23 protein-coding genes are annotated in these 23034 nt (G+C 38.8%); 11 read left to right on the forward strand and 12 right to left on the reverse strand.

The features are described 5' to 3' along the window. Window positions 1–191: 191 nt before the first annotated feature. From AC07M3_RS09715 to AC07M3_RS09725, 3 genes are all read left to right on the forward strand, one after another. Entirely contained in the window at window positions 192–1631 is a 1440-nt protein-coding gene (locus AC07M3_RS09715) for a DUF2252 domain-containing protein (RefSeq protein ID WP_494567175.1), read from the forward strand. A 54-nt stretch (window positions 1632–1685) separates the two neighbouring features. Further along, a complete protein-coding gene (locus AC07M3_RS09720) occupies window positions 1686–2432 on the forward strand; it encodes a sporulation protein (protein ID WP_494567176.1) in 747 nt (248 codons plus the stop codon). 125 nt (window positions 2433–2557) lie between these two features. Further along, window positions 2558–2803, forward strand: a complete 246-nt coding sequence (locus AC07M3_RS09725) for a hypothetical protein (RefSeq protein ID WP_416659413.1) — start codon at window positions 2558–2560, stop codon at window positions 2801–2803. A gap of 15 nt (window positions 2804–2818) precedes the next feature. Here the strand turns inward: AC07M3_RS09725 and AC07M3_RS09730 are convergent, their stop codons facing one another. Together AC07M3_RS09730 and AC07M3_RS09735 are read right to left on the reverse strand one after the other, a co-directional pair. Then, a complete protein-coding gene (locus AC07M3_RS09730; RefSeq protein ID WP_003654705.1) occupies window positions 2819–3679 on the reverse strand; it encodes a LysR family transcriptional regulator in 861 nt (286 codons plus the stop codon). Between the two features lie 115 nt (window positions 3680–3794). Next, complete coding sequence (locus AC07M3_RS09735) at window positions 3795–4049, reverse strand: DUF2061 domain-containing protein (protein ID WP_003654707.1); 255 nt, start codon at window positions 4047–4049, stop codon at window positions 3795–3797. 237 nt (window positions 4050–4286) lie between these two features. Between AC07M3_RS09735 and leuC the strand changes: the two genes are divergently transcribed. The 4 genes from leuC to leuB all read left to right on the forward strand — a co-directional run bounded on the left by leuC (window position 4287) and on the right by leuB (window position 8187). Then, window positions 4287–5705: a 3-isopropylmalate dehydratase large subunit gene (gene leuC / locus AC07M3_RS09740; RefSeq protein WP_005037045.1), complete on the forward strand. Its 1419-nt coding sequence runs from the start codon at window positions 4287–4289 to the stop codon at window positions 5703–5705. Window positions 5706–5723: 18 nt separating this feature from the next. Then, window positions 5724–6371 carry a 3-isopropylmalate dehydratase small subunit gene (leuD, locus tag AC07M3_RS09745; RefSeq protein WP_494567177.1) on the forward strand — a complete coding sequence of 216 codons (648 nt, stop codon included), beginning with the start codon at window positions 5724–5726 and terminating at the stop codon, window positions 6369–6371. Window positions 6372–6483: 112 nt separating this feature from the next. Beyond that, window positions 6484–7068, forward strand: coding sequence for a hypothetical protein (locus AC07M3_RS09750; protein ID WP_045126242.1), 585 nt, complete (start codon window positions 6484–6486; stop codon window positions 7066–7068). 39 nt (window positions 7069–7107) lie between these two features. Beyond that, complete coding sequence (gene leuB, locus AC07M3_RS09755) at window positions 7108–8187, forward strand: 3-isopropylmalate dehydrogenase (RefSeq protein ID WP_003654715.1); 1080 nt, start codon at window positions 7108–7110, stop codon at window positions 8185–8187. Between the two features lie 54 nt (window positions 8188–8241). Here leuB and AC07M3_RS09760 read toward each other — a convergent pair whose 3' ends face one another. Next, the gene (locus AC07M3_RS09760; protein WP_494567178.1) at window positions 8242–8649 is read right to left on the reverse strand and encodes a hypothetical protein; all 408 of its coding nucleotides are present in this window, start codon (window positions 8647–8649) and stop codon (window positions 8242–8244) included. A 173-nt stretch (window positions 8650–8822) separates the two neighbouring features. On the opposite strand from AC07M3_RS09760, the gene AC07M3_RS09765 reads away from it, so the two are divergent. After that, window positions 8823–9194 (forward strand): lysozyme inhibitor LprI family protein, encoded by a 372-nt coding sequence (locus tag AC07M3_RS09765; RefSeq protein ID WP_133747584.1) that lies wholly within the window; start codon window positions 8823–8825, stop codon window positions 9192–9194. Between the two features lie 51 nt (window positions 9195–9245). Here the strand turns inward: AC07M3_RS09765 and infA are convergent, their stop codons facing one another. Next, window positions 9246–9467: a translation initiation factor IF-1 gene (gene infA / locus AC07M3_RS09770; protein WP_001284370.1), complete on the reverse strand. Its 222-nt coding sequence runs from the start codon at window positions 9465–9467 to the stop codon at window positions 9246–9248. A gap of 262 nt (window positions 9468–9729) precedes the next feature. Here infA and AC07M3_RS09775 point away from each other — a divergent pair, with 262 nt between their 5' ends. Further along, window positions 9730–10740: an AraC family transcriptional regulator gene (locus tag AC07M3_RS09775; protein WP_151743532.1), complete on the forward strand. Its 1011-nt coding sequence runs from the start codon at window positions 9730–9732 to the stop codon at window positions 10738–10740. A gap of 26 nt (window positions 10741–10766) precedes the next feature. On the opposite strand, the gene truA is transcribed toward AC07M3_RS09775, so the two are convergent. The 5 genes from truA to asd form a co-directional block, all read right to left on the reverse strand. Continuing rightward, the gene (truA, locus tag AC07M3_RS09780) at window positions 10767–11564 is read right to left on the reverse strand and encodes a tRNA pseudouridine(38-40) synthase TruA (RefSeq protein ID WP_494567179.1); all 798 of its coding nucleotides are present in this window, start codon (window positions 11562–11564) and stop codon (window positions 10767–10769) included. Window positions 11565–11578: 14 nt separating this feature from the next. Further along, the gene (locus tag AC07M3_RS09785) at window positions 11579–12550 is read right to left on the reverse strand and encodes an asparaginase (RefSeq protein ID WP_494567180.1); all 972 of its coding nucleotides are present in this window, start codon (window positions 12548–12550) and stop codon (window positions 11579–11581) included. Between the two features lie 55 nt (window positions 12551–12605). Next, window positions 12606–13859, reverse strand: a complete 1254-nt coding sequence (gene fimV / locus AC07M3_RS09790) for a T4P machinery localization factor FimV (protein ID WP_494567181.1) — start codon at window positions 13857–13859, stop codon at window positions 12606–12608. 59 nt (window positions 13860–13918) lie between these two features. Further along, a complete protein-coding gene (locus AC07M3_RS09795) occupies window positions 13919–15271 on the reverse strand; it encodes a type IV pilus assembly protein FimV (RefSeq protein WP_494567182.1) in 1353 nt (450 codons plus the stop codon). Between the two features lie 148 nt (window positions 15272–15419). After that, entirely contained in the window at window positions 15420–16538 is a 1119-nt protein-coding gene (gene asd / locus AC07M3_RS09800) for an aspartate-semialdehyde dehydrogenase (protein ID WP_004794839.1), read from the reverse strand. Between the two features lie 187 nt (window positions 16539–16725). Here asd and AC07M3_RS09805 point away from each other — a divergent pair, with 187 nt between their 5' ends. Together AC07M3_RS09805 and gltP are read left to right on the forward strand one after the other, a co-directional pair. Further along, window positions 16726–17847 carry an endonuclease/exonuclease/phosphatase family protein gene (locus tag AC07M3_RS09805; protein ID WP_199990031.1) on the forward strand — a complete coding sequence of 374 codons (1122 nt, stop codon included), beginning with the start codon at window positions 16726–16728 and terminating at the stop codon, window positions 17845–17847. 688 nt (window positions 17848–18535) lie between these two features. Further along, window positions 18536–19822 carry a glutamate/aspartate:proton symporter GltP gene (gene gltP, locus AC07M3_RS09810; RefSeq protein WP_092707243.1) on the forward strand — a complete coding sequence of 429 codons (1287 nt, stop codon included), beginning with the start codon at window positions 18536–18538 and terminating at the stop codon, window positions 19820–19822. A gap of 54 nt (window positions 19823–19876) precedes the next feature. Here gltP and AC07M3_RS09815 read toward each other — a convergent pair whose 3' ends face one another. From AC07M3_RS09815 to AC07M3_RS09825, 3 genes are all read right to left on the reverse strand, one after another. Further along, the gene (locus AC07M3_RS09815; protein WP_494567183.1) at window positions 19877–20977 is read right to left on the reverse strand and encodes a glycosyltransferase family 4 protein; all 1101 of its coding nucleotides are present in this window, start codon (window positions 20975–20977) and stop codon (window positions 19877–19879) included. A 234-nt stretch (window positions 20978–21211) separates the two neighbouring features. Continuing rightward, window positions 21212–22147, reverse strand: coding sequence for an LpxL/LpxP family acyltransferase (locus AC07M3_RS09820; RefSeq protein WP_045434903.1), 936 nt, complete (start codon window positions 22145–22147; stop codon window positions 21212–21214). 116 nt (window positions 22148–22263) lie between these two features. Next, a complete protein-coding gene (locus tag AC07M3_RS09825; RefSeq protein WP_017388434.1) occupies window positions 22264–22896 on the reverse strand; it encodes a LysE family translocator in 633 nt (210 codons plus the stop codon). Between the last annotated feature and the right edge of the window lie 138 nt (window positions 22897–23034).

Consider the following 23034-nt stretch of genomic DNA (forward strand, 5'->3'; position numbering starts at 1 on the left):
AGTTAGAAGAGTAGCTTGCAAAGCTTTGAGGTCTTCCAACTCCTAATTAATTATATTTAGAAATCATTTTTTGAATGTTTTTTATAAATCTTGTTCTATAAAGTAGATATAAATATGCCCAATAAAAAATAAATTTTATCTTGGTAAAGGTTTAAGAATATAAAAAATTCTAATTTAAAAATGAGGGAATAATGCCAAAAACGCCACAAATTAAATTACCAAAACAACTTTGGAATGATGAAAGTATTGATTTAACACGTCATAGCTATCAGGGGAAATTACTTAATAAAAGCGAAGGCTTCAAATTAGGTAAGGCTCAACGTAAAAAAGTTCCGAGAGAACAGCTGTCAGAGCTTTCTGAACGACCAAAAGGTATAACTGCTTTAACAATCTATGATTGGAGTAATCAAGGGCGTTTAGAGCAGCTCAAACCAATTCGTGCAAAACGAATGAGCGTTTCACCGTTTACATTTTATCGTGGTATGCCTTCTTTGATGCTATTTGATCAAGCTTGGGAGCAGGTAAATTCAGGTTTATTTCAACAGATTTGTGGCGATTGTCATTTAAGTAATTTTGGTGGGTTTGCTAGCCCGGAACGCAACTTGTTGTTTGGAATCAATGATTTTGATGAGACTTTGGTTGCCCCATTTGAATGGGATTTAAAGCGTTTAGCTACCAGTTTTGTGATTGCGGCTCGTGATATAGATCTTGCGGATAAAGTGGGTTTAAAAGCAATTAAAACGATGTTGAATAGTTATCGTCAGCACTTATTAGAAAATGCGAACCTTTCGCCTCTACAAGTTTGGTATGAAAAAGTTGATGCCAGTACCTTATTAGAAAACACTGAATGCCGAAAACTGAGAAAGAAACGCGCGAAGCATCTTGATTCAGCACAGAAGAGAAATGCATATTCTGTTTTACCGAAGCTCACACAGCAAGATCAAGATACAGGATTTCGTCATTTTGTGGATGATGCACCGTTATTATGGCATCCAAAGGCAGATGAACCGTTTAGTAAAGATGTTGATGTATTCTTTCAGCAATATCGTGATTCTTTGAAATATGATCGCCAAGTACTTTTTGATCGTTATCAACGGACTGATGTGGCTTTGAAAGTGGTTGGTGTTGGAAGTGTTGGTACACGATCCGCGATTGCATTATTTCAGGATGCAGATCGGGAACCGCTAATTTTACAAATGAAAGAAGCGAATCCATCGATTCTTAGTCCGTTATTTGTAGAAAAAGTAAAACATGAAGGCGAACGCGTGGTACATGGTCAGCAACTCATGCAAGCTGCTAGTGATATCTTTCTTGGATTCTCTTCAACCCCCAATCAACATTTTCATGTACGTCAGTTACGTGATATGAAAATCTCGGTTGATCTTAGTGATATGGATGATGAGTATTTCAATGAGTATGCTGAAAGTTGTGGTTTGGCTTTAGCTCATGCCCATGCTAAGTCTGGAGATGCTGATGTACTTATGGGATATCTTGGAGAGGGCGGTACGATCGTAGAAGTATTGCAAAGGTATGCAGAGGAGTATGCAGAACGCAATTTAAATGACTATCAGCAATTTATGAATGAAGTTGCAGAGGGTAAGATTCAGCTTGCTGGAGATGATGCGCTTTAAGAATAAGTATGCTGCTACAGATGACATGAAATAATTCGAAAGGTTAGAGAAAAAATGTTTAATAAAATTATGTCTGGTTTGGGTCTTCAAGTCGTAACGGTAGAAACCGTTTTACACAATCCAAACTTGCAAGCAGGCGAGACACTGCATGGGGAAATTAGCTTCAAGGGGGGATCATCTGATAAAGAGATTAATGGTCTTTATTTGAAGTTGATGACAATGGCAGAAGTTGAATCTGGTGACCATGAGTTTAATCAACCTTTGGTCTTACAAGAGTGGTTAGTGAATTCTCGATTTTTATTGCCAGCACATCAAGCTCACTCTTTCCCTTTCAGTATTCAATTACCCTTTGAGACACCGATTACCGAAGTCGCTTGTCGAAGAAATGGTACACGTGTTTGGATTCAAACTCATATGGATGTTGATTGGGGATTAGATGCAACTGATCGTGATTATTTAAAAGTGCTGCCAACTCCCGCTATGCAAATGTTTTTACAGGCTATGCAGCGATGTAGCTTTATTTTATCAACAGTTGATGTAGAAAAAGGTCAACTTACAGCACGAAATTTTAGATCAACAATTGGTTGTTACCAAGAACTTGAATTTGTCTCTTCACATATGTTTAGTGGATTTAATGAGGTTGAGGTTTCTTTCGTGGCTGAACCTAATCAAACTCACGTTATGCTTGAAGTTGACCGTCATTTTCGATCAGATCAACTCTTAACAATGACCATTCCACATCATATGCTTGATGAAAATCAAATTGTGCAACAAATTCGAAGCCTATTGCAGCTTGGATAATTTAAATTCTGCGCATCAAATGAGAGTTTTTTATCAACTTGAAAAGAGCCTTATATTTAAATCGCTTTTGCTGCATTGAGAGTAAGGGCGATTTAAATCGGTCCTGATGATGTGTGGAGGATATGATGGATAATCAGAATGAGACCGAAGAAAAGAAGACCCGTAAAGGTAATCTTCTTGAAGAATTTGGTGGGCAACTGATTGACGGTTTCATCACACTCATTGGTGAACTCTTTATTTACATTATTTTTTTATTATTTTCAGGTACTTTACTCGGTATTATCTTTGCCGCTATTTTCTTTGGTTGGGGTGTATTATTTTTACTATTACCTTTTGCTGTTCTGGTTTATATCCTTTTTAAAAAAATATAGTGGCTAATCATTCAACTACTCTTGCATCATTTTAATCAGTTCCTGCATAGCTCTAGATTGAGTGCGCGCAGGATGCCATACCATGCCTAATTGGCGATTCATTTTTACATCTAAATCAAGTTGTTGCATATCCTGATTCAACAGAGTTTTTGGTAAAACTGACCAACCTAAACCAATAGACACCAGCATACGAATAGACTCAAGCGGGTTGTTACTCATGGTGATTTTTGGTTTAAGCCCTTGTTTTTCAAACTCGGCTAAAGTGATTTGAGCAGTGTAAGTTTGTGCAGCGGGTAACAAGCTCGGATATTCAATTAAATCTTGTAAGGTCAGATTCTTTTTTTGTGCCAATGGATGAAAAGGGGCAGCAACAAAAACTAAAGGATCATTCCAGATGGTAATGTAGTTAAGGCGCTCATCACCTGAAGGAGGAAGTGTTAAAAATGCTAACTCTAAATCACCAGCAAGCACTTTTTCATGCGCTTGCTCTGAGTCAACAAAATGCACGTCTAAAGTGACTTGCGGAAATTGCTGAACAAAGTGTTTAAGGGGCGCGGGTAAATGATGCAAACCAATGTGGTGACTGGTTCCAATTTTTAAACGGCCTTGTATCTGTGTTTGCTCATGGCTTAGGGTGTGATGGATATCTCCAAGCTCATTTAGCCAGTTTTTAACTTTTGGTAATAATGAATGAGCGGCATGTGTTGCTTGAACGCCTCGGCCTGCCGACTCAAATAGTTTGACACCAAAATATTCTTCTAAGCTGTGAATCCGTTTGGTTACAGCAGGTTGAGTAATAAATAATTGATCTGCTGCCACAGAGATAGACCCTGTTTCCATAACTTTTACAAAAGCTTCAAAGGCTGCAAGATTCATAATACAACTCAACTTGGAATAGAAAAATCGAGGGGCTAAAGTTGCCAAGCCAAAATCGTATCATGCTTGCAGCAAAACGAGTTAGAAAGTTATGAATTACCGCACTAATCTTAGCCTAAGCGGTTGTCTCTTTCTCAGCTAAGGCTGAAATGCGGCGGTCTTTAGCAGCCCATACTTTTTCATGAAAGAAAAAAGCAAATGCTTGTACGGTTGGCTCAAGCATACTTAATGTTAAAGCCATCCAGATGTTACCTGTTACAAAGTAGGCAACTATCATTGCTACGCTAATATGCATAATGTAATAGCTGAAGGTTTTCTTTAAGGTACGTTGATTATTTACAACGAATTTTTGAATATTAGCCATGATCATTCTCTTTAGCCACTTTGGATATTTTTAGTATAGAGATGAGAGTATAAGATTAAAAATTGATTATGCAAATGATAATCATTAACAAAAACGATTTAGTAAATTTGATGTGTATAGTAGGGATTATGATTAATTCCAAAAAGTTTTCTAATTTATAAAAATGATAAATTAGATTTATGTGAAACTCTGGCTATAATCGAAGAAAGATTAGAATTACCCAGTCCAATGGAGCAAGACGACATGGCAGGCAAAACCTTATATGACAAATTGTGGGATGACCACGTTGTTTCACAGCGTGATGATGGCTCATGTTTACTTTATATTGACCGTCATTTATTGCATGAAGTGACTAGTCCACAAGCATTTGAAGGTTTGCAACTTGCGGGTCGTCAACCATGGCGTTTAAGTGCAAACGTTGCTACACCAGACCATAACGTTCCAACATCTAAAAAGGAACGTGAGCAAGGCATCGCGGGTATTGAAGATGATACGTCTCGTATTCAGGTTCAAACCTTAGATGACAATTGTAAAGCCTTTAATATTGTTGAATTTAATATTAATGATATCCGTCAGGGTATTGTGCATGTCGTTGGCCCAGAACAAGGTTTAACTTTACCGGGCATGACCGTAGTGTGTGGTGATTCACATACAGCAACACACGGCGCTTTTGGGTGTTTGGCACATGGTATTGGAACTTCTGAAGTTGAACATGTGTTAGCAACACAATGTTTGATTCAGAAAAAATCTAAAAATATGTTAATCCGTGTAGATGGCGTATTAGGCAAAGGTGTGACACCAAAAGATGTGGTGTTGGCAATTATTGCTAAAATTGGTACCGCAGGTGGTACAGGTTACGCGATTGAATTTGGTGGTCAGGTGTTCCGTGATATGTCGATTGAAGGACGTATGACGGTATGTAACATGGCGATTGAAGCGGGTGCTCGTGTAGGCATGGTTGCTGTCGATGACAAAACCGTTGAATACGTGAAAGGCCGTAGCTATGCGCCAAAAGGCGAGCAGTGGGAACAAGCAGTTGCTTACTGGGACACTTTGCATTCAGATGAAGATGCTACCTTTGATGCTGTAGTTGAATTAAATGGCGCAGAGATCGAACCACAAGTGTCTTGGGGAACTTCACCTGAGATGGTTATTCCGGTAACAGAAGCTGTACCAACTTTAGAACAAGCTAAAGATGACGTTCAACGTAATGACTGGACGCGTGCTTATCAATATATGGGTTTAAATGCAGGTCAGGCATTAGCTGATATTCAACTTGACCGTGTCTTTATTGGTTCTTGTACTAACTCTCGTATTGAAGATATCCGTGCTGCGGCTGAGGTGGTTAAAGGCCGTAAAGTGGCATCTAGCATTAAGCAAGCCATGATTGTTCCGGGTTCAGGTTTAGTTAAACAACAGGCAGAAAAAGAAGGCTTAGATAAAATCTTCTTGGAAGCTGGTTTTGAATGGCGTGAACCGGGTTGTTCAATGTGTTTAGCAATGAATGCAGATAAATTACAACCAGGTGAACACTGTGCATCGACGTCTAACCGTAACTTTGAAGGTCGTCAAGGCAATGGTGGTCGCACTCACTTGGTGAGCCCAGCAATGGCGGCAGCGGCTGCAATCGCAGGTCACTTTGTTGACGTTCGTTCATTTTAATTCGGTCTGGAGCAAACCATGAAAGCTTATACAGTTGAACAAGGTATCGTTGCACCATTAGATCGTGCCAATGTTGATACAGATTTAATTATTCCCAAACAGTTTTTGAAATCAATCAAACGTACTGGTTTTGGCGATAACTTATTTGATGAACTTCGTTATTTAGATGAAGGCTATCCGGGACAAGATAATTCAGTTCGTCCAAAAAATCCGGATTTCATTTTGAACCAGCCACGTTATCAAAGAGCAAATGTTTTAATTGCTCGTACTAACTTTGGTTGTGGTTCAAGCCGTGAGCATGCGCCTTGGGCATTGAATGAATATGGTTTTCGTACTGTTATTGCGCCAAGCTTTGCTGATATTTTCTTTAATAACTGTTTCAAAAATGGCATGTTACCTGTCATTTTATCAGAAGAAATTGTTGATCAGTTATTTAAAGAATGCGCTGCCAATGAAGGATATCAATTAACAATTGATTTAGCGGCTCAGGAAGTGCGTACCCCAACAGGTGAAGCTTTTAAATTTGAAGTTGACCCATTTCGCAAGCATTGCTTGTTAAATGGCTTGGATGATATTGGTTTAACGCTTCAAAACGCGGATGCAATTCGCGCTTATGAAGAAAAAACTAAACAGGTTCGTCCTTGGGTATTCCAAGAGTTAAATTAACCTTTTGGTACATTTTAAACATAGCCATGGCGTAGTGTTCAAACTCTTGCTAACATGCTAAAGCATAAAAACACCTTAAAATTATGCACTAGATGAGGATTGGGCTTGAACAATGAAGAGGAACGTTACTCATAGCTTTTTGTTGAGCCTGTGCGCAATAACACTCAGTGCTTGTCAGAGCACGTACAATGTAGTGGATACTGTCCGTATTAAGCAGGCTGAACAAGAAAATTTGGGGCAGAATGCAGCAATATATTGTTCGGGTGCGAAGAGTTGTGAATTTGAACGACTAAACGATATTACTGTAGTGGATGCGCAAACACGACGAATTAGTAATCAGGCAATTCATCAAGGAATTGTACGGTTGCACGGTTCAGTGCTCGGGCAAACCAACAGTTTATATTTATCTGTGCCTGCTAAACAATATGAAGTGGTGATCCGTTTTTATCCGATTTCTCCAGATCGGGCCGAAACAATCCATGTGATTCACCAGTTTAATGCAAACCATCGCTATACATTTAAAATGTACCGAGACAAAACTAATCGTTCGGGTAGTTTGCTGAATGTTTCTGTACCAGATCCATTATGTGTCGATTTAGAGCAAGATGAGCGTGTTATTCGCCGTTTTTGTCGACCATTTGATGTAACAACAGGGCTAGGCGAGTTCCTTGAACAGAAAAAACTAACACCGCGGTAGTCATAACACTGCTTGTTTTTTGGAAAATGGAAAAAGTTCATGTCTAAACAGATTTTAATTTTAGCTGGTGATGGTATTGGTCCCGAAATTGTTGGGGCAGCAGAAAAAGTATTAAATACAGTAAATGAAAAATTTAATTTATCGTTGACTTGGGAACATGGCCTATTGGGTGGTGCGGCAATTGATGCACATGGCGAACCGTATCCAGCTGTAACGAGTGAACAGGCAAAAAAAGCTGATGCAATTTTACTGGGTGCAGTAGGCGGACCAAAATGGGATGCGATCGAGCGTTCTATCCGTCCTGAACGTGGTCTTTTAAAAATTCGTAGTGAACTCAACTTGTTTGCTAACTTACGCCCAGCGATTTTATATCCGCAATTGGCAGATGCTTCTAGCTTAAAACCTGAAATTGTTGCTGGTTTAGATATTCTGATTGTTCGTGAGCTTACTGGCGGTATCTATTTCGGTCAGCCACGTGGTATTCGTGAACTCGAAAACGGTGAAAAACAAGGCTATAACACTGACGTTTATTCTGAAAGTGAAATTAAGCGCATTGCAAAAGTTGCTTTTGAACTTGCAGGTTTACGTGGTGGTAAAGTTTGTTCGGTCGATAAAGCGAACGTTTTAGAAGTAACAGAACTTTGGAAGCAAACAGTTACTGACTTGCAGCAAGCGAGTTATTCAAACATTCAGCTTTCACATATGTATGTAGATAATGCTGCAATGCAGCTTGTGCGTGCACCAAAACAGTTTGACGTGATCGTAACAGGTAACTTGTTTGGCGATATTTTATCTGATGAAGCGGCAATGCTTACAGGCTCAATCGGCATGTTGCCATCAGCTTCTTTAGATGAAAATGGCAAAGGTATGTATGAACCTTGTCATGGTTCTGCACCTGACATTGCTGGCCAAAATGTTGCCAATCCATTAGCAACTATTCTTTCTGTTGCAATGATGCTTCGTTATACATTCCGTGAAGAAGCTGCTGCAAAAGCAATTGAAGATGCTGTAGGTCAAGTACTTGATCAAGGCTTACGTACAGCAGACATTATGTCTGAAGGTATGACAAAAGTGGGTACAGCCGAGATGGGCGAAGCAGTTGTTGCTGTGCTTGCTTAAAAAATACTTCGCTAAAAAACGCAGCTTTAAGCTGCGTTTTTTTATGGTTATGTTTTAGCAGGCTTTGCCTTCATATTGAATAGATTCGGCAATATCATTTTTAAGCTGAAAAATAACTTTGCAGTTGAAATTCACATCGTAAGAATTGCTACCCAGATTACCTGACTGTATAGCGACAGAATTACCTCTCATATCGACATTAGTCACCATCGGGATTGGGATGTTTAATGGACGTAAAATCGTATAGATGAGTTGATTGGGTGTTTTCTGTGGAACATTAGCGACTTGAAAACCAAGACTACGTAGATTGATGTCTTGTCGAATAGTTGCAGAAGATTTACCTAGAAAGTTCTTTAAATACTCTTGTAAATCTATAGATTGGCGTGGATGGCTAGTGCAACCGTTCACATTCATTATGATCAAACAAAGTAGGCCAATTTTACATCGGGTATCTATATTCATTTTTATCTCAATAAAAAATTATATTTATTATTAAGGAACAATAGGTTGGATTTGAATGCTTGTAAAGTAAAAAAGGAAGATTATGATAAATGAAAGGTGAACTTACCTTTAGACTTATCCTTACATTCAAATCGTTCTAATAATAATTTTGTAGAAAACGAAGGGAAAATACGATGAGAAAAATTGCTTTTGCATTTTTATGCAGTTTAGGAATGACTGTCGTCTATGCAGATAACTGTGATAGTGCCCGCAATACTTATGATGATATTTACTGTACAAATAAAATCTATGCGAGTGCTGATGCGGATCTGAATAAGAATTATCAAGCATTGCGAGTAAAGTTAAATACCACGCAAAAAAATATTCTTAAGAAATCTCAGCTCGCATGGATACGTCAACGTGATGCTGAATGTACAGATTCAAATAGAAATAGCGTAGACGTGCAATGCCGTTTACAGACAACGCAGGAAAGAAACCATTGGCTGCAAGAAAGATTGCGTGAATGCCAAACGGTGGGATGTAAAACCAGTCGCTTAAGTGAATAAACAACGCAATAAAAAAGCCACATCATGAAGTGGCTTTTTTGCATTCACTAATTAGCGAGCACGGTACGTGATACGACCTTTAGTGAGGTCATATGGAGTCATTTCGACTTTTACACTGTCGCCAGTAAGAATACGAATATAGTGTTTACGCATTTTACCAGAAATGTGTGCAATAACTTCGTGACCGTTTTCAAGACGTACACGGAACATCGTATTAGGAAGCGTTTCGGTGACAACGCCTTCGAACTCAATGAGTTCCTCTTTATTGGCCATAGCCTACCTGATGATCAAATTGGAAAGGCGCAAATTATAGTCAATTTATTTAAAAAAAACAAGATAGACATACTTCTACTCAAGCATCTGGTTAAAGTATGACTAATAAAAAAGATGTAATTTTTTTCACAAAAGAAGTTTAATTCTGTTGTCAGTTTGGTCAATCAACGCTAATCTAAAATCATAGTTATTAGGGACTGTTAATTGCGTAAAAGTCAACGGCCCTAAATATCAATGAAGTATCTACATGGAAGGGCACTGCGTGGGTCAGCTAACAGATGCATCAGTTGTATTACGCTTTGGCTATCAAGCGATTCGTCGTGCGGGATTGCCAACAGAAGAAATATTAACCAAAGCGGGAGTTGCTTTAAATCAGGTTGATACGAATGCACGTACACCGTTAAGTGCACAGTATGCCTTTTGGACTGCCGCTCAGGAAGTCAGTAAAGATCCAGATATCGGACTGCATTTGGGCGAACATTTGCCTTTATATCGTGGTCAGGTCATTGAACATCTATTTATTAGTAGTGAAACCTTTGGTGAGGGCCTAAAGCGGGCTTTGGCTTATCAGCGACTCATTAGTGATGCCTTTGATGCAAAACTAGTGATTGAAGAAGGGCGCTGTTATTTAACCAATGGCGAGCAGATCGGTGCTGATAATCTTGTTAATCGGCATTTCTCTGAATGTGCAATTTCGGGCATCCTTAGATTTTTTAAATTTATTACCGAAGGGCAATTTCATCCGATCTTTATCGATTTTAACTTCAGCGAAGGAGCAGCTGAAGATGAATATTTCCGCGTATATGGCTGTCCGGTTAGTTTAGGTCAAAAAGAAACACGTTTATATTTTGATCCCGCTATTTTAGATTTTCAGCTTTGGCAAGCAGAGCCTGAGTTATTGCAATTACATGAGCAGCTTGCGATTGAAAAACTACAGGAATTAGCGCGTTATGATTTAGTGGGTGAAGTTCGTAGAGCAATTGGTTCAACGTTAGAAAGCGGAGAAACAACCTTGGAAACGGTTGCTGCTCAGTTGAATATTACCCCACGCCGCTTACGCACTCAGCTAAGTGAGGCGAATACCAGTTTTCAGCAAATACTTTCTGACTATCGTTGCCGTTTAGCTAAAAAACTTTTGGCAAATACCAATGAAAGTGTTGAACGTATTGTGTATTTAACAGGCTTCTCTGAACCGAGTACTTTCTATCGCGCATTCAAACGCTGGACAAATGAGACACCTGTTGAATACCGGAAACGTAAACAGCATCGCTAAATAAGTATATATAGAACAGGCTAAGCTTACTCAGGTAAGTTTAGCCAATGTGGTCCAAGTGGTGGCTGAGGCAAATCAAACTGCTCAGGATAGTTACACTGAATAAAATAAAGACCGTCGGGTGGGGCGGTGACTCCTGCCGCTTTACGATCTTGTGCAGCAAACATTGCATCGATATGATCAACTTCATACATGCCTTGACCAATTTCGAGTAAACATCCAACAATGTTGCGAACCATATGGTGTAAAAAACCATCTGCTTGAATATCTAAAACCAAATAGCGTCCATGTTCAAATAAACGGCAATGTTTTACATGTCGAACAGGCTGATTTGACTGGCAGGCCGCTGCACGGAAGCTTTCAAAGTTATGAGTACCTTCAAATTTACTAGCAGCTTCAATCATCTTTTTCACATCTAACTGTTGGTAAATGTGAGTAACCTGTCTATGCAATAGTGCAGGGCGATGAGGAGTGTTATATATAATATAGCGGTAACGTCGAGCAGTCGCTTTAAAACGAGCATGAAAACTTTCATCCATCAGTTTAATCCACTGAATGGAAATATCTTTAGGTAGCTGGCTGTTTGCCCCTCTTAACCACCCTGTTTCTGGGCGAATGGCATGCGTGTCGAAGTGTGCCACCATATTTGTCGCATGTACTCCTGCATCGGTACGACCAGCACCATGAAGTGCTATAGGCTCATTTGCGATTTTGCTAAGCACACGTTCAATGGTTTCTTGTACGCTGGCAACGCCTGGCTGTTGTGTTTGCCAACCTCGATATTGAACTCCGCTAAATTCAATACCGACTGCATAACGTTGCATGGCTTTACCTCTATTTAATGCAAATTTTCGTTCCAATGGCTGAGCCACTGTTCTGGGGTTGAGTATTTTAAATAGATTTGAAGTGCTTTTGCATAGAGATCTGCATGACTGTGTGCATCACTAATGACAATTTTTGCAGTTTTCGTCCACTCACTAATTGCATAGCGTTGATCAATACCACCAAACGTAACTTGAGTCGTAAGAATCGGAACGCAGCCATGTGTATAGAGCTCATCTAATGTTGCGAGTAGTTCCTGATTAACAGCTATATTTCCAGTACCAAAACCTTGCAATACTAAAAATTGAGGTGGGGCTGGCAGTAAATTTCGTAATTGTTGAACGAGCTGAGTAGTCGCAATAGGTTGCATCATCCAATTCAAAATTTGAAAAGATGCTGCACGCTCGATTTGCGAATCTTGCAAAATTAAACCGTTTTGCTGAGGTGTAAATTCAGACTCAGCTTTAAGACCGGAAAAAGCGTCAAGTTCAGTCGTATGTGTCTTTAAAACAGTTTGAGCATGAAATACTTGATGATGAAACGCAAGGTAAGCACCCACAGGTAAGCTAATCACCTGTTCTAATGCAAGATATAAATTATCAATTGCATCAGTAAACTCACGGGTATCATTTCCTTGAATATTCAGGAGAGGATATTGACTACCAGTAATAACCACATGGCAACTCTGACCTAGAAAACGAGCTAGAGTCGCAGCAGCATAACTGAGAGTATCTGTACCATGAATAACGACGAAGTGCTGATAGCCTTCAAGTTGTAGTTGTTGTATGCGTTGAATAAGACGTAGCCAGTCGGGCGCTGTACAAGCACTGCTATCTACAATATTTGGGGCAGCAAAACAGTCGACCGTTAAGTGAGGTGGTATAACTTTTTCAAGTTGAGGTAAGAATTGGTCATATGGCATAGGTGCTAAAGGTTCACCTACACAGCCAAAAGTACCACCCATATAAAATAAGGCTATTTTTTTCATCTTTTTCAGGCACAAAAGCAGTCATCTTTGACTGCTTATGGTAAAACGATCAGCCTTAAGATGCTATGTGATTTAGTAGATTTTTCGCGCGTTGTTGTTGCTCTGTGTTGAATTTTTGCTCATTACTTGCCAACAAGGCGTGCGCTGCTGGGTAAGCACCTAACTTGATGTATTGCTCTGCAAGTTTTAAGTCGAGTTCATTTTCATCTAACTGTTTTAATTCTGGAAAAGCTTGGACAAGTGGGTCGTTGTTTTCAAGGCTAAGTTCTGATTCATTTAAATTCGGTTGATTATCTTCAGACTCTATAGGATTTAAAGAAAACTCAAGGGTTTCAACTGATAACGGTTGAGTTTGAATATTTTCTTCTAAGTCGATTTCATGAGAGTTATTGCTTTGTGAAGCAGAGTCTTTGTCTATTGAAAAATTACTAAAATCAAGATCAATGTCTGGCGTAGCGGTTGTATCAATTTTGATTGTTTCAACAGTCAATTCAGAGCTAGTCTCAAGAGACTTTTCTGTTTTATTTGGGATAGACTCTAAATCAAATGAAAACTCTAAAGTATTTAAGTCATTTGTTTTACTGGCTGTTTCAGTGTTAATTTTATCTTCAGGTTTAGCAGAATCGACTTCTGTTGTTTTTTGCTCAAATGAGAAATTAAATTCCAGAGGCTCAACTTCAACAGCAGGTTCTTGCTTTACAGGTGTATAGTCTTTCTGCAAGTCATCAAAAGAAGCTTCAGGAGAACTTGTTGTTAACTGGTCAAACTGAGCTGTTGTGTCTGGTGTATTTTTTTGCTCTTCGTATGTTTGAGCTTGAGGGAAATCGATAGCATCAGGTTGTCTTGATGACTCATATTCTTTTTGTCTAGTTTCAGCTTGAGTCACTATTTCATGTAATGCCAGACTTCGAATATGACTAATCAGTTGTGTTATGGCAAATTCATCTTTCTGTGCAATATGGACTTCAAGCAATAATAAATAAAGCTCATGTTGAGTATTATCTTTTTTTAGCGCCTGATTTACTTGAGCTTCAGCGGCTGAATATTGCTTTTCTTGAATGAGCTGTTTGATTTTTTGACGTACAGCTTCTGGCACAGGGCTGCTTTGTGGAATAGGTGGAAGAGTTTCTTCTACCACATTTACTTTACTTTTTTCACGCGAGTTTTTACTCGATTTAGAGTTTACTTTTTTATTGGTTTTTTTATTTACCGTTTTAGGGGAGGTGGCCTCTTGTTTCTGGCTATTCTCGCGTTTTTTTAAAATAACAGCGACCACGAGCAATATGATGAACGGAATCACATATAACATTACTTTCCCCTTAAAAAATAAATATTTGCAATATAAAGCGAGCTAACTCTGGTTTTAACTTAATGTTTTTGCTTGTGAGCGTTTTGCTGTGCTTGTAACTGCTGTTGTAACTCTGCCAAACGCGCATTCAAAAGTTGAATACGTTGGTCTTTTAACCGTAAAGTTTGATTTAATTTGGTTACATTCCTTTGTAATGTAACGTTTTTTTCTCTTTTTGTCATAACTTTTACTGCTAACTCAGTATTGTTTTGACTTTGTTGTGTGCTCTTTTTAGCACTTCCATGTGTAGAATTTTGGCTGTTTTCAGCCACGATACTCATTTCTGCTTGTTGCAAACGGTATTTAGCTTTGCCAGAAGGCGATTTTGCAGTATGCGTTATTTCTGTTTTTGATTTATTTTGCTGAGTTTTAGAGACAGGAGTATGGGCGAGTTTTAGAGCAATTCCCTGACGTAAACGGTTTACATCACCTTGGATAAAAGCATGCTGGTTTTGTTTTTGGATATCGTGCATGACTTTCGCAACTGGCTGTTTGGTTTTCGCTGCAATACGATTAGCAATGCTCCATAGAGACTCATTGTGTTGTACTACATATTTACCTGAAGTTACTGGTCCTCTGGACGGACTTAGGGTTTGTTTCTTTGCAGCATTTTGACTGAGATTTCTGGATGGAACAGATTTCTTTTGTACTGCTAACTTTTTAACAGGCGTTTTTGGCGAATTATTTGCATCTGACTTATTAATAGCAGATGTAATTTGATTTTTTGTTGCTGCCTGATCAGGAATAGTGCTTGTTACAACTTGTTGAGCCGAAGAGTTTTCGCTAAGTGGGGCAGATGAATTTGTATTTATCGATGGGACAGTCCCAGACTTGATATTCAGGTTTTGTTCACTATTCGAGTTAGTGGTAGCTAGGGCAGGAGCAGATGAAGTATATCGGGTACTTTCCGGCAGATTTAAAGCAATATCTTTTTCATTCACAATAAGCTGAGGCGATAAAGTACTTTCGTTATTTTCGGTCTTTTTTATAGTAGAAGGCTTAATTACAGTCTTGATATGCTGTAAACGAGTTGCAGAACCTTCACTGATTTTTACAACAATATTGAGTTCAGAATCATTAACAGGTCGGGATGAGGTAATAACAATAACCCCAGAGCCTTGACCATTTTGGCGTGTATAAAAATTAAGATTTCCCGGAGGTTGATGAGTCACACCCAAAGCACTTAAATCGTCGGGGGTTGCTAAACTGACTTGCAAAGTGGAATTGGGATCAGCTTGCTGGAAGTTCATTTCTGCATATAACAAATCGCCGGGTGCGGACTGAATTTGTATAGGGTCTAATGTAATCGCATAAATAGAAGGCGAAGACATAATGGTGAAAATGGCAATTTTTAATTTGTTATAAACAGTCATCTCAATCCATGACCTAATAAGTCGTAAAGTCGTTCAAAATTATACAATAATGAAATGTAAATAAATTGTAAATTTTTCACAAACCAGTTACGAAAAAGCCGATCTAATGTGATCGGCTTTTTGTTTTGACTGAATAATTCAGACCAAATTATGAGCTTTTGTATTCTACTAAGATACGTAACATACGACGTAAAGGTTCAGCAGCACCCCAAAGTAACTGATCACCTACTGTGAATGCGCCTAAATATTCTTTACCCATGTTAAGTTTACGCAAACGACCGACAGGTACAGTTAAAGTACCGGTTACAGCAACAGGTGTAAGGTCAGTCATAGACGCTTCACGAGTGTTTGGTACAACTTTTGCCCATTGGTTTGAAGTACGAATCATATCTTCGATTTCATCAAGCGGGACATCTTTTTTCAACTTGATCGTCAATGCTTGAGAGTGACAACGCATCGCTCCAATACGGACACAGTGGCCATCGATAGGAACAATTTGTGAATTACCCAAGATCTTGTTGGTTTCAACCTGACCTTTCCATTCTTCTTTTGACTGACCGCTTTCAAGTTGCTTATCAATGTAAGGAATCAACGATCCAGCTAATGGCACACCAAAGTTAGCAGATGGGAAACCTTCGCCACGTTGTAACTCGGCAACTTGACGGTCAATATCCAAAATTGCAGATTTAGGGTCATCTAGCAACGTTTTGGTATTGTTATATAAGTATCCCATACCAGTAATTAGCTCACGCATGTTTTGTGCGCCAGCGCCTGATGCTGCTTGATAAGTCATAGCAGTCATCCACTCCACCAAATTGTTTTGGAAAAGTGAACCTACGCCCATCAACATAAGCGATACAGTACAGTTACCGCCCACAAAAGTTTTGGTGCCGTTAACCAAACCATCTTTGATGACGTTAAGGTTTACTGGGTCAAGAACGATGATCGCATCATCTGACATACGTAAAGTAGAGGCTGCATCAATCCAGTAGCCATCCCAACCAGTTGCTTTTAACTGTGGGAAAACTTCAGACGTATAGTCACCACCTTGACAGGTAATAATGACATCCATTTGCTTCAGACTATTAATGTCTGTAGCTTCCATAAGTGCTGGGGCAGTCTTACCACCAAATGAAGGAGCTTCACCACCTGCATTACTGGTAGAGAAATAAAATGGCTCAATATGAGCAAAATCATTCTCTTCAACCATACGTTGCATAAGGACGGAACCGACCATCCCGCGCCAACCGACCAGACCTACTTTCATGTCATTTTGCCTCGGTGCGTTAAAATTGTTAGGGGGAGTTGAGTGTATCAAAAGTGTCCACAACTGCAAGCGTTACAGAAACAAAACACCATGTTTATTGAGTAGAATATCTTGTTTATGTTACATACAAAATTGATAAAGATGACAAAAACTTTAAAAACCAAATCATCTTAAAAGAGAAAATTCAATGATTTATATCGAAGTTCTAGCCGGTCTGGTGATTTGGTTAAGTTTCTGGTCACTTATTCCTCGTGATGAGTGGTGGTTTCGAGGTGCTGATTTCCCCCGTTTGCAGATTTTATTTGTTGGACTATTAGCCTTTGTAGGTATGCTGTTTTGGCCTACCGAATGGAATCTATGGCGTGAAATATTGCTTGCTGTACTCATCGCGGCCATCGCCTATCAGCTTAAAATGGTTTTGCCTTATACCTTGTTCTGGAAAAAACAGGTTAAACAGGTGAAATCATCTCAATTAGACCCGCAAAAGCAAATTTCATTAATTGTATCGAATGTTCTAACCCCTAATGATAAATATCATTTACTTCTTGAACAGATCAATACATTGAAACCAGATTTATTGCTTACATTGGAAAGTGACAAGACATGGGAAAATGCTTTAAAAGAAATTGAAGAAGATTATCCTCATCGTGTTCCAGTGCCTTTAGATAATTTATATGGAATGCATCTTTATAGTCGCTTACCTCTATCAAATACCGAAGTTAAATTTATTTTAAGTGATGAAATTCCATCAATTCACACCACTGTAACTTTACGTTCGGGCATGCCAGTTCAGCTATATTGCCTGCACCCAAAGCCACCGAGTCCAACCGAGGCGAAAGATTCGACTTTACGTGATGCAGAGCTTTTAATTGTTGGGGATCAGATTAAAGACTTAGATGAAAGCTGCATTGTGATGGGGGATTTAAACGATGTGGCATGGTCACGTACTACACGTTTATTTCAACGTATTAGCGGATTACTTGATCCACGCGTTGGTCGTCATTTTATTAATACTTTCCATGCTGACTATCCGTTATTACGTTGGTCTTTAGATCATATTTTTCATAGTACCGATTTTGGTCTGGTCAAAATGAAACGGTTGCCACATATTGGATCGGATCATTTTCCAGTATATGTCGTTTTGCAGACCGGTCGGGTATTTGAACAAATTCAAGAAGAATTGGAACAAACTCAAAACGATGAAGAAGAGGCCCAAAGTGCTATACAAGAAGGAATTGCAAAGGCTGAAAAAGAAGAAAAAATAGTGACTGATGAAATCGTACAGCCTTATAAAGAGAAAAGTATATAAAGATTAAATGTAAGCAATATCGTACAAAGATTTGAGTCTAGGGCGAATAGGCAGAGGGTTACAAAAACCTTATTCTACATTCATCGGCACACGGAAACGGGAATGGACGATCCCACGTAAGGATACACTAAGCTGATATGGAATAGCATCACGGATAAGATGTTGGAACGGAAACGATAAAAATAACGATTAACCTGAAAGCACAACCTCATTTACCCGAGTTTTGCAGGACGCAGAACTCGGGTTAATATTTTATATATACATGATTTCATTCACTGCAAATAAAAGAAATATTGTTAAGTTAATCTTAATTTAAAAATCTATTTAACCATATGTAATAGTTCATAAGTTCTTTATATATCTGAGCAATTTTAAATGAAAAATAGATAAAAAATTTTTTTTGATAAGTTTTTGTTTTTATAGATTATTGATGAATAAATATAGGCTTTGATCTATTTAGATATAAATTGGGGTTGTTTAATTGGCAAATCTCAATAGAATGTGCCGATCGTTGACATGTTGGATCGTCAACAGGCATTGTTGTTTATTTCGCCGGATCGGCGAGTTGTGATTTGTTTGTGCATTTAAATTTCTGTTTGGAAATTATTGTACATATTGAGGTTTCACTCTTAGTTAGTGGTCTTCTCCCTCTCATATTTGATACTTTGCGGTGCATAAGGATTGTCTTATGAAGAATTTTAAATTTAGCCTTGCTTGGCAAATTTTAATTGCTTTAGTCCTAGGGATAGCTGTAGGGGCTGTTTTACATAATCAGCCTGAAATAAAAGATAGTATTGTGAATAATGTTCTTACGCCAATGGGTAAGATCTTTATTAGCCTGATCAAAATGATTGTTATTCCAATCGTTTTCTCTACCTTAATTTTAGGTATTGCAGGTGTTGGCAGTACGAAAAGTTTAGGGCGTCTTGGTTTTAAAACCATTCTCTATTTTGAAATTATTACCACGATTGCCATTTTAGTTGGTTTGGTTGCGGCAAATATCTTCCATCCTGGTTCAGGCATTGATATGTCTCAACTGGTTCAAACCGATATTTCTCAATATAAGAGTACAGCTGAAGAAGTTGGTTCTCAATCGCATGGTTTGGTACAGACAGTTTTGTCAATGATTCCAACCAATATTATTAACTCGATGGCACATGGCGAAATGTTGCCAGTGATTTTCTTCGCCGTGTTATTTGGTATTGGTTTATCTTCATTGCCAGAGAAGACCAAAGATCCATTGTTAAGCGTATTTCATGCTGTGTCAGAAACAATGTTCCGTGTGACACACATCATTATGAAATATGCACCATTTGGTGTGTTTGGTTTGATCGCTGTAACTGTTGCGAACTTCGGTTTCGCATCATTAATTCCATTAGCTAAATTAGTGGTATTAGTTTACGTAGCTATCTTATTCTTTGCTTTTGTGGTTTTAGGAATCACTGCAAAAATGTTCGGTATCAATATTCTTATTCTAATGAAAATATTGAAAGATGAACTGATCTTAGCTTACTCAACAGCGAGCTCGGAAACTGTTCTACCGCGTATTATGCAAAAAATGGAAGACTACGGTGCACCAAAAGCAATTTCTAGTTTTGTAATTCCAACGGGTTATTCATTTAACCTTGACGGTTCAACACTTTACCAAAGTATTGCAGCTATCTTTATTGCGCAGCTTTATGGTATTGACATGTCAATTGGTCAACAAGTTCTTTTAGTTGTAACCTTAATGATTACTTCTAAAGGTATTGCTGGTGTTCCTGGTGTATCATTCGTGGTGTTATTAGCTACGTTACATACAGTTGGTATTCCACTTGAAGGCTTAGCATTTATTGCTGGTGTTGACCGTATCATGGATATGGCGCGTACCGCATTGAACGTTGTAGGTAATGCACTTGCAGTACTTGTGATTAGTAAATGGGAAAAACAATACGACAGCGAGAAAGCAGCAGCTTATGAGGCAACTTATAAATAATCTGCCTCGTTATTGTAGTAAAAACCCGCGTTGATCGCGGGTTTTTTTATGAGGTTATTTCAATATAGATTCATATAGTGCCAGTGTCTGATCACACATGTCTTTCAAGCTAAACATGGTGACTGGGGCAACGACTTGAGGCTGTTCAATATGCTTTTCCACTGTTTCCAGTAAAGCCTTTTCATTTCCCACTTCAACAAGACCTTGTGGATACACATTAGATAAAATCTCGGCAACACCTCCACGGTTCCAGCCAATGACTGGCGTACCTACTGAGAGCGCTTCTAAGGCTGTTCTGCCAAATGTTTCTGCTTGATTGGATAGAGACAGCACAATATCGCTAAAAGCGAGCCATTCACGTATATCTGAGCGATGTCCTACGAAGGTAATTTTATCTACGAGTCCTTTACTTTGAATGGTGCTTTGCAGCTCACTTAAATAGGCCTGTTTTTTTGTATCAGCACCGCCGACAACAACCGCATGTAGTTGAGGATATTGCGACTGAAGCTGTTGCATCAGTTCAATTAAACTTTCATGGCCCTTTAAACGCGTAATACGGCCAGGTAAGCAAAGTAAAAACTTATTTTCGAGCTCAGGAAAATCATTAAAAACTTGATTAAACCATTGTGCTGGAGGGTGATAGTTATGCGGAAAAGCAGCTGGGTCAATCCCTCGATAAATCCGCACAATATCTTGTGGTGGGCAATTTTTATAATGGTCAGTGATGTATTTGACCACGCTATCAGAAACAGCAATGACTTTCTCGGCTTGAGTCATAATTGCGCTATAACGATTGACTGAGTAGAAGCCATGCACCGTGCTAATGAGGTGAGGACGTTTATGTGTAGGTATTTTTCTTAAAGCAAAATGAGTTAACCATGCAGGTACACGAGAGCGTACATGAACAATGTCGGGTTGATGCTGTTCAATAAGCTGGCGTAAAGGCCGAATCTGCCACAAGCTTGATAAAGATTTTTTATGAATAGGCAGTGTCAAATGAGTAGAACCTTCAGCTTCGAGCTGTGAAACTAAGCGCCCGCCGTTGGATACAACTAATGACTGATGTCCTTGTGCAACAAGCGCACGTGCGATTTCAAGTGTGCCGCGTTCTACGCCACCGCTGTTGAGTTCTGGGAGAAGTTGCATCACTTTCATTATTTTTTGCCTTTAGGTTGTAGCAAAGCGGAGTCTTGCAGTTTATTCATTCAATATTTGGAGTTTACTCCTTACTTTTGTTTTGGCAAAAGTAACAAAACCATTTGTTGGACTAACGACACATCCATGATGTCGTAGTCCAACGGGCGACATCCTTGTCGCCTTCGCACGATAGTACATACTGGATATTATTTAGATGTTTATAACTATGATGCGGTAATTACAGAAGATTATTTAATAGATTTCTTCATATCCTTCAGGACGTGTCTTAAATCTGCGGTGGAACCACATATATTGAGTCGGTGCGATTCGAAGCTGATTTTCAATAATTTTATTGACGCGTGTTGCATCATCAACTTCATCATCACTTGGCATATTGTCGACTGCGGGTTCAATCAGAACATGATATTTGGGGTTCTTAATATCCCCATGACGGTAGAAATATAAAGGCACGGCGACTGCTTTTGAGATTTTCAATAAGCGGCGGTGTGCAGTGACTGTGGCAGCAGGTACACCAAAGAAAGGTGCCATAACACCTTGTTTGAGTCCAAAGTCTTGATCTGGGCTATACCAAATTGCATCGCCATCTTTAAGATGACGAATTAAACCACGCATATCATCATGATCGATTTGTGCTTTATAGATGGTGCCACGGCAACGATAAATAAGCATATCGAGTAATGGATTATTTTGAGGGCGATAGACAACATCAGGTTCAAAATATTGAGCACAAAGATAGCCGCCTGCATCAAGAAGCGTGCTATGAGTCCCCAGTAATAAAACACCTTTGCCTTGAGCTTGGGCATTGGTAATGTGTTCTAAACCTTCAATGGTGACTCGGTTTTTAAACCAGCGCGGGTTGTACCATGCATTTAAGGTTTCAAACACCCCAAGCATCATATCGACAAAAACTTGTTGAGCTTGTTGCTGAACTTTATCGGCAGACCATTCAGGAAAGCAGACTTCTAAATTACGAATAGTTGTTTTACGGCGTGATTTTAGATATTTCCAAGCCAGATGAGCTACGCTATGCGCCAGACGCCATTGTATGGCCCATGGTAAAATAGCCAAAAGCATTAAAAAAACAATAGCAATCCAAACACCCCAATATTTAGGCAATAAAAAGGACCATTGAAATTCACCGGGCGTATAAGACTGCTTTTGGCTCATAACGATATAAAGATTTCAAAAAATTAAAACTGGCAAAAGTGTATCACGAACTGAATTTATCGTCGTAATACACTGTTCAATTGAGTGTTAAGAGATTTTGAAATAAGAAGGCTAGGTTATCGGCGATTTTCTAAAAGAATTTTAACAGCAAGTCCGGCTAATACAGTTCCCATGAGCCAGCGTTGTATATTTGCCCAAAGAGGCTTTTCTTGTAGAAAAAGTGCAATGCTACCTGCGGAAAGTACAATAAGAGCATTTACTGAAACGCTTACAAAAATTTGAATCGTACCAAGTTGGATTGATTGCCATAAAATACTGCCTTGTTGTGGGTGAATAAACTGTGGCAGTAAAGATAAATACATAATGGCAATTTTAGGATTAAGCAAGTTTGTAGCAAAACCCATTAAAAAGAGTTTAGCTGGGGAGTCTACTGATAAATCTTTTACATTAAAAATAGGGGAGGCATTTGGGCGTAATGCTTTCCATGCAAGCCAGAGTAAATAAATTGCACCCGCAATACGAATAGTGTCATAGGCGTAGGGAACAGCGACAATTAATGCTGTAATACCAAAGGATGCGCAAAGCATATAAAAGATAAAGCCTACAGCTACCCCACCTAAAGAGATAAATCCTGCTGTTTTCCCTTGGCAAATTGAACGTGAAATAAGGTAAATCATATTGGGGCCAGGAGTGAGTACCATCGCCAAACAAATTAGTCCAAATGCCAAAATTTGAGAAAGCTCCAGCATGCGAAATCACTCCAATATTATTATGCATATACATATAACATAATTATTTTTATAAGTCTTATATTCAAGCACAAGGCTATTTTAAAATACTAAAAATAGCTACGATATAATCGATTATCTTTATGTGATGTATCAGCT

The sequence above is a fragment of the Acinetobacter sp. GW821-FHT09D10 genome, from assembly GCF_059416285.1.

Bases quoted from the DNA above. Each gene is read 5' to 3' on its own strand.
- AC07M3_RS09715 (WP_494567175.1), top strand. From the start codon at position 192: ATGCCAAAAACGCCACAAATTAAATTACCAAAACAACTTTGGAATGAT.
- AC07M3_RS09720 (WP_494567176.1), top strand. From the start codon at position 1,686: ATGTTTAATAAAATTATGTCTGGTTTGGGTCTTCAAGTCGTAACGGTA.
- AC07M3_RS09725 (WP_416659413.1), top strand. From the start codon at position 2,558: ATGGATAATCAGAATGAGACCGAAGAAAAGAAGACCCGTAAAGGTAAT.
- AC07M3_RS09730 (WP_003654705.1), bottom strand. From the start codon at position 3,679: ATGAATCTTGCAGCCTTTGAAGCTTTTGTAAAAGTTATGGAAACAGGG.
- AC07M3_RS09735 (WP_003654707.1), bottom strand. From the start codon at position 4,049: ATGATCATGGCTAATATTCAAAAATTCGTTGTAAATAATCAACGTACC.
- leuC (WP_005037045.1), top strand. From the start codon at position 4,287: ATGGCAGGCAAAACCTTATATGACAAATTGTGGGATGACCACGTTGTT.
- leuD (WP_494567177.1), top strand. From the start codon at position 5,724: ATGAAAGCTTATACAGTTGAACAAGGTATCGTTGCACCATTAGATCGT.
- AC07M3_RS09750 (WP_045126242.1), top strand. From the start codon at position 6,484: ATGAAGAGGAACGTTACTCATAGCTTTTTGTTGAGCCTGTGCGCAATA.
- leuB (WP_003654715.1), top strand. From the start codon at position 7,108: ATGTCTAAACAGATTTTAATTTTAGCTGGTGATGGTATTGGTCCCGAA.
- AC07M3_RS09760 (WP_494567178.1), bottom strand. From the start codon at position 8,649: ATGAATATAGATACCCGATGTAAAATTGGCCTACTTTGTTTGATCATA.
- AC07M3_RS09765 (WP_133747584.1), top strand. From the start codon at position 8,823: ATGAGAAAAATTGCTTTTGCATTTTTATGCAGTTTAGGAATGACTGTC.
- infA (WP_001284370.1), bottom strand. From the start codon at position 9,467: ATGGCCAATAAAGAGGAACTCATTGAGTTCGAAGGCGTTGTCACCGAA.
- truA (WP_494567179.1), bottom strand. From the start codon at position 11,564: ATGCAACGTTATGCAGTCGGTATTGAATTTAGCGGAGTTCAATATCGA.
- AC07M3_RS09785 (WP_494567180.1), bottom strand. From the start codon at position 12,550: ATGAAAAAAATAGCCTTATTTTATATGGGTGGTACTTTTGGCTGTGTA.
- fimV (WP_494567181.1), bottom strand. From the start codon at position 13,859: ATGTTATATGTGATTCCGTTCATCATATTGCTCGTGGTCGCTGTTATT.
- AC07M3_RS09795 (WP_494567182.1), bottom strand. From the start codon at position 15,271: ATGACTGTTTATAACAAATTAAAAATTGCCATTTTCACCATTATGTCT.
- asd (WP_004794839.1), bottom strand. From the start codon at position 16,538: ATGAAAGTAGGTCTGGTCGGTTGGCGCGGGATGGTCGGTTCCGTCCTT.
- AC07M3_RS09805 (WP_199990031.1), top strand. From the start codon at position 16,726: ATGATTTATATCGAAGTTCTAGCCGGTCTGGTGATTTGGTTAAGTTTC.
- gltP (WP_092707243.1), top strand. From the start codon at position 18,536: ATGAAGAATTTTAAATTTAGCCTTGCTTGGCAAATTTTAATTGCTTTA.
- AC07M3_RS09815 (WP_494567183.1), bottom strand. From the start codon at position 20,977: ATGAAAGTGATGCAACTTCTCCCAGAACTCAACAGCGGTGGCGTAGAA.
- AC07M3_RS09820 (WP_045434903.1), bottom strand. From the start codon at position 22,147: ATGAGCCAAAAGCAGTCTTATACGCCCGGTGAATTTCAATGGTCCTTT.
- AC07M3_RS09825 (WP_017388434.1), bottom strand. From the start codon at position 22,896: ATGCTGGAGCTTTCTCAAATTTTGGCATTTGGACTAATTTGTTTGGCG.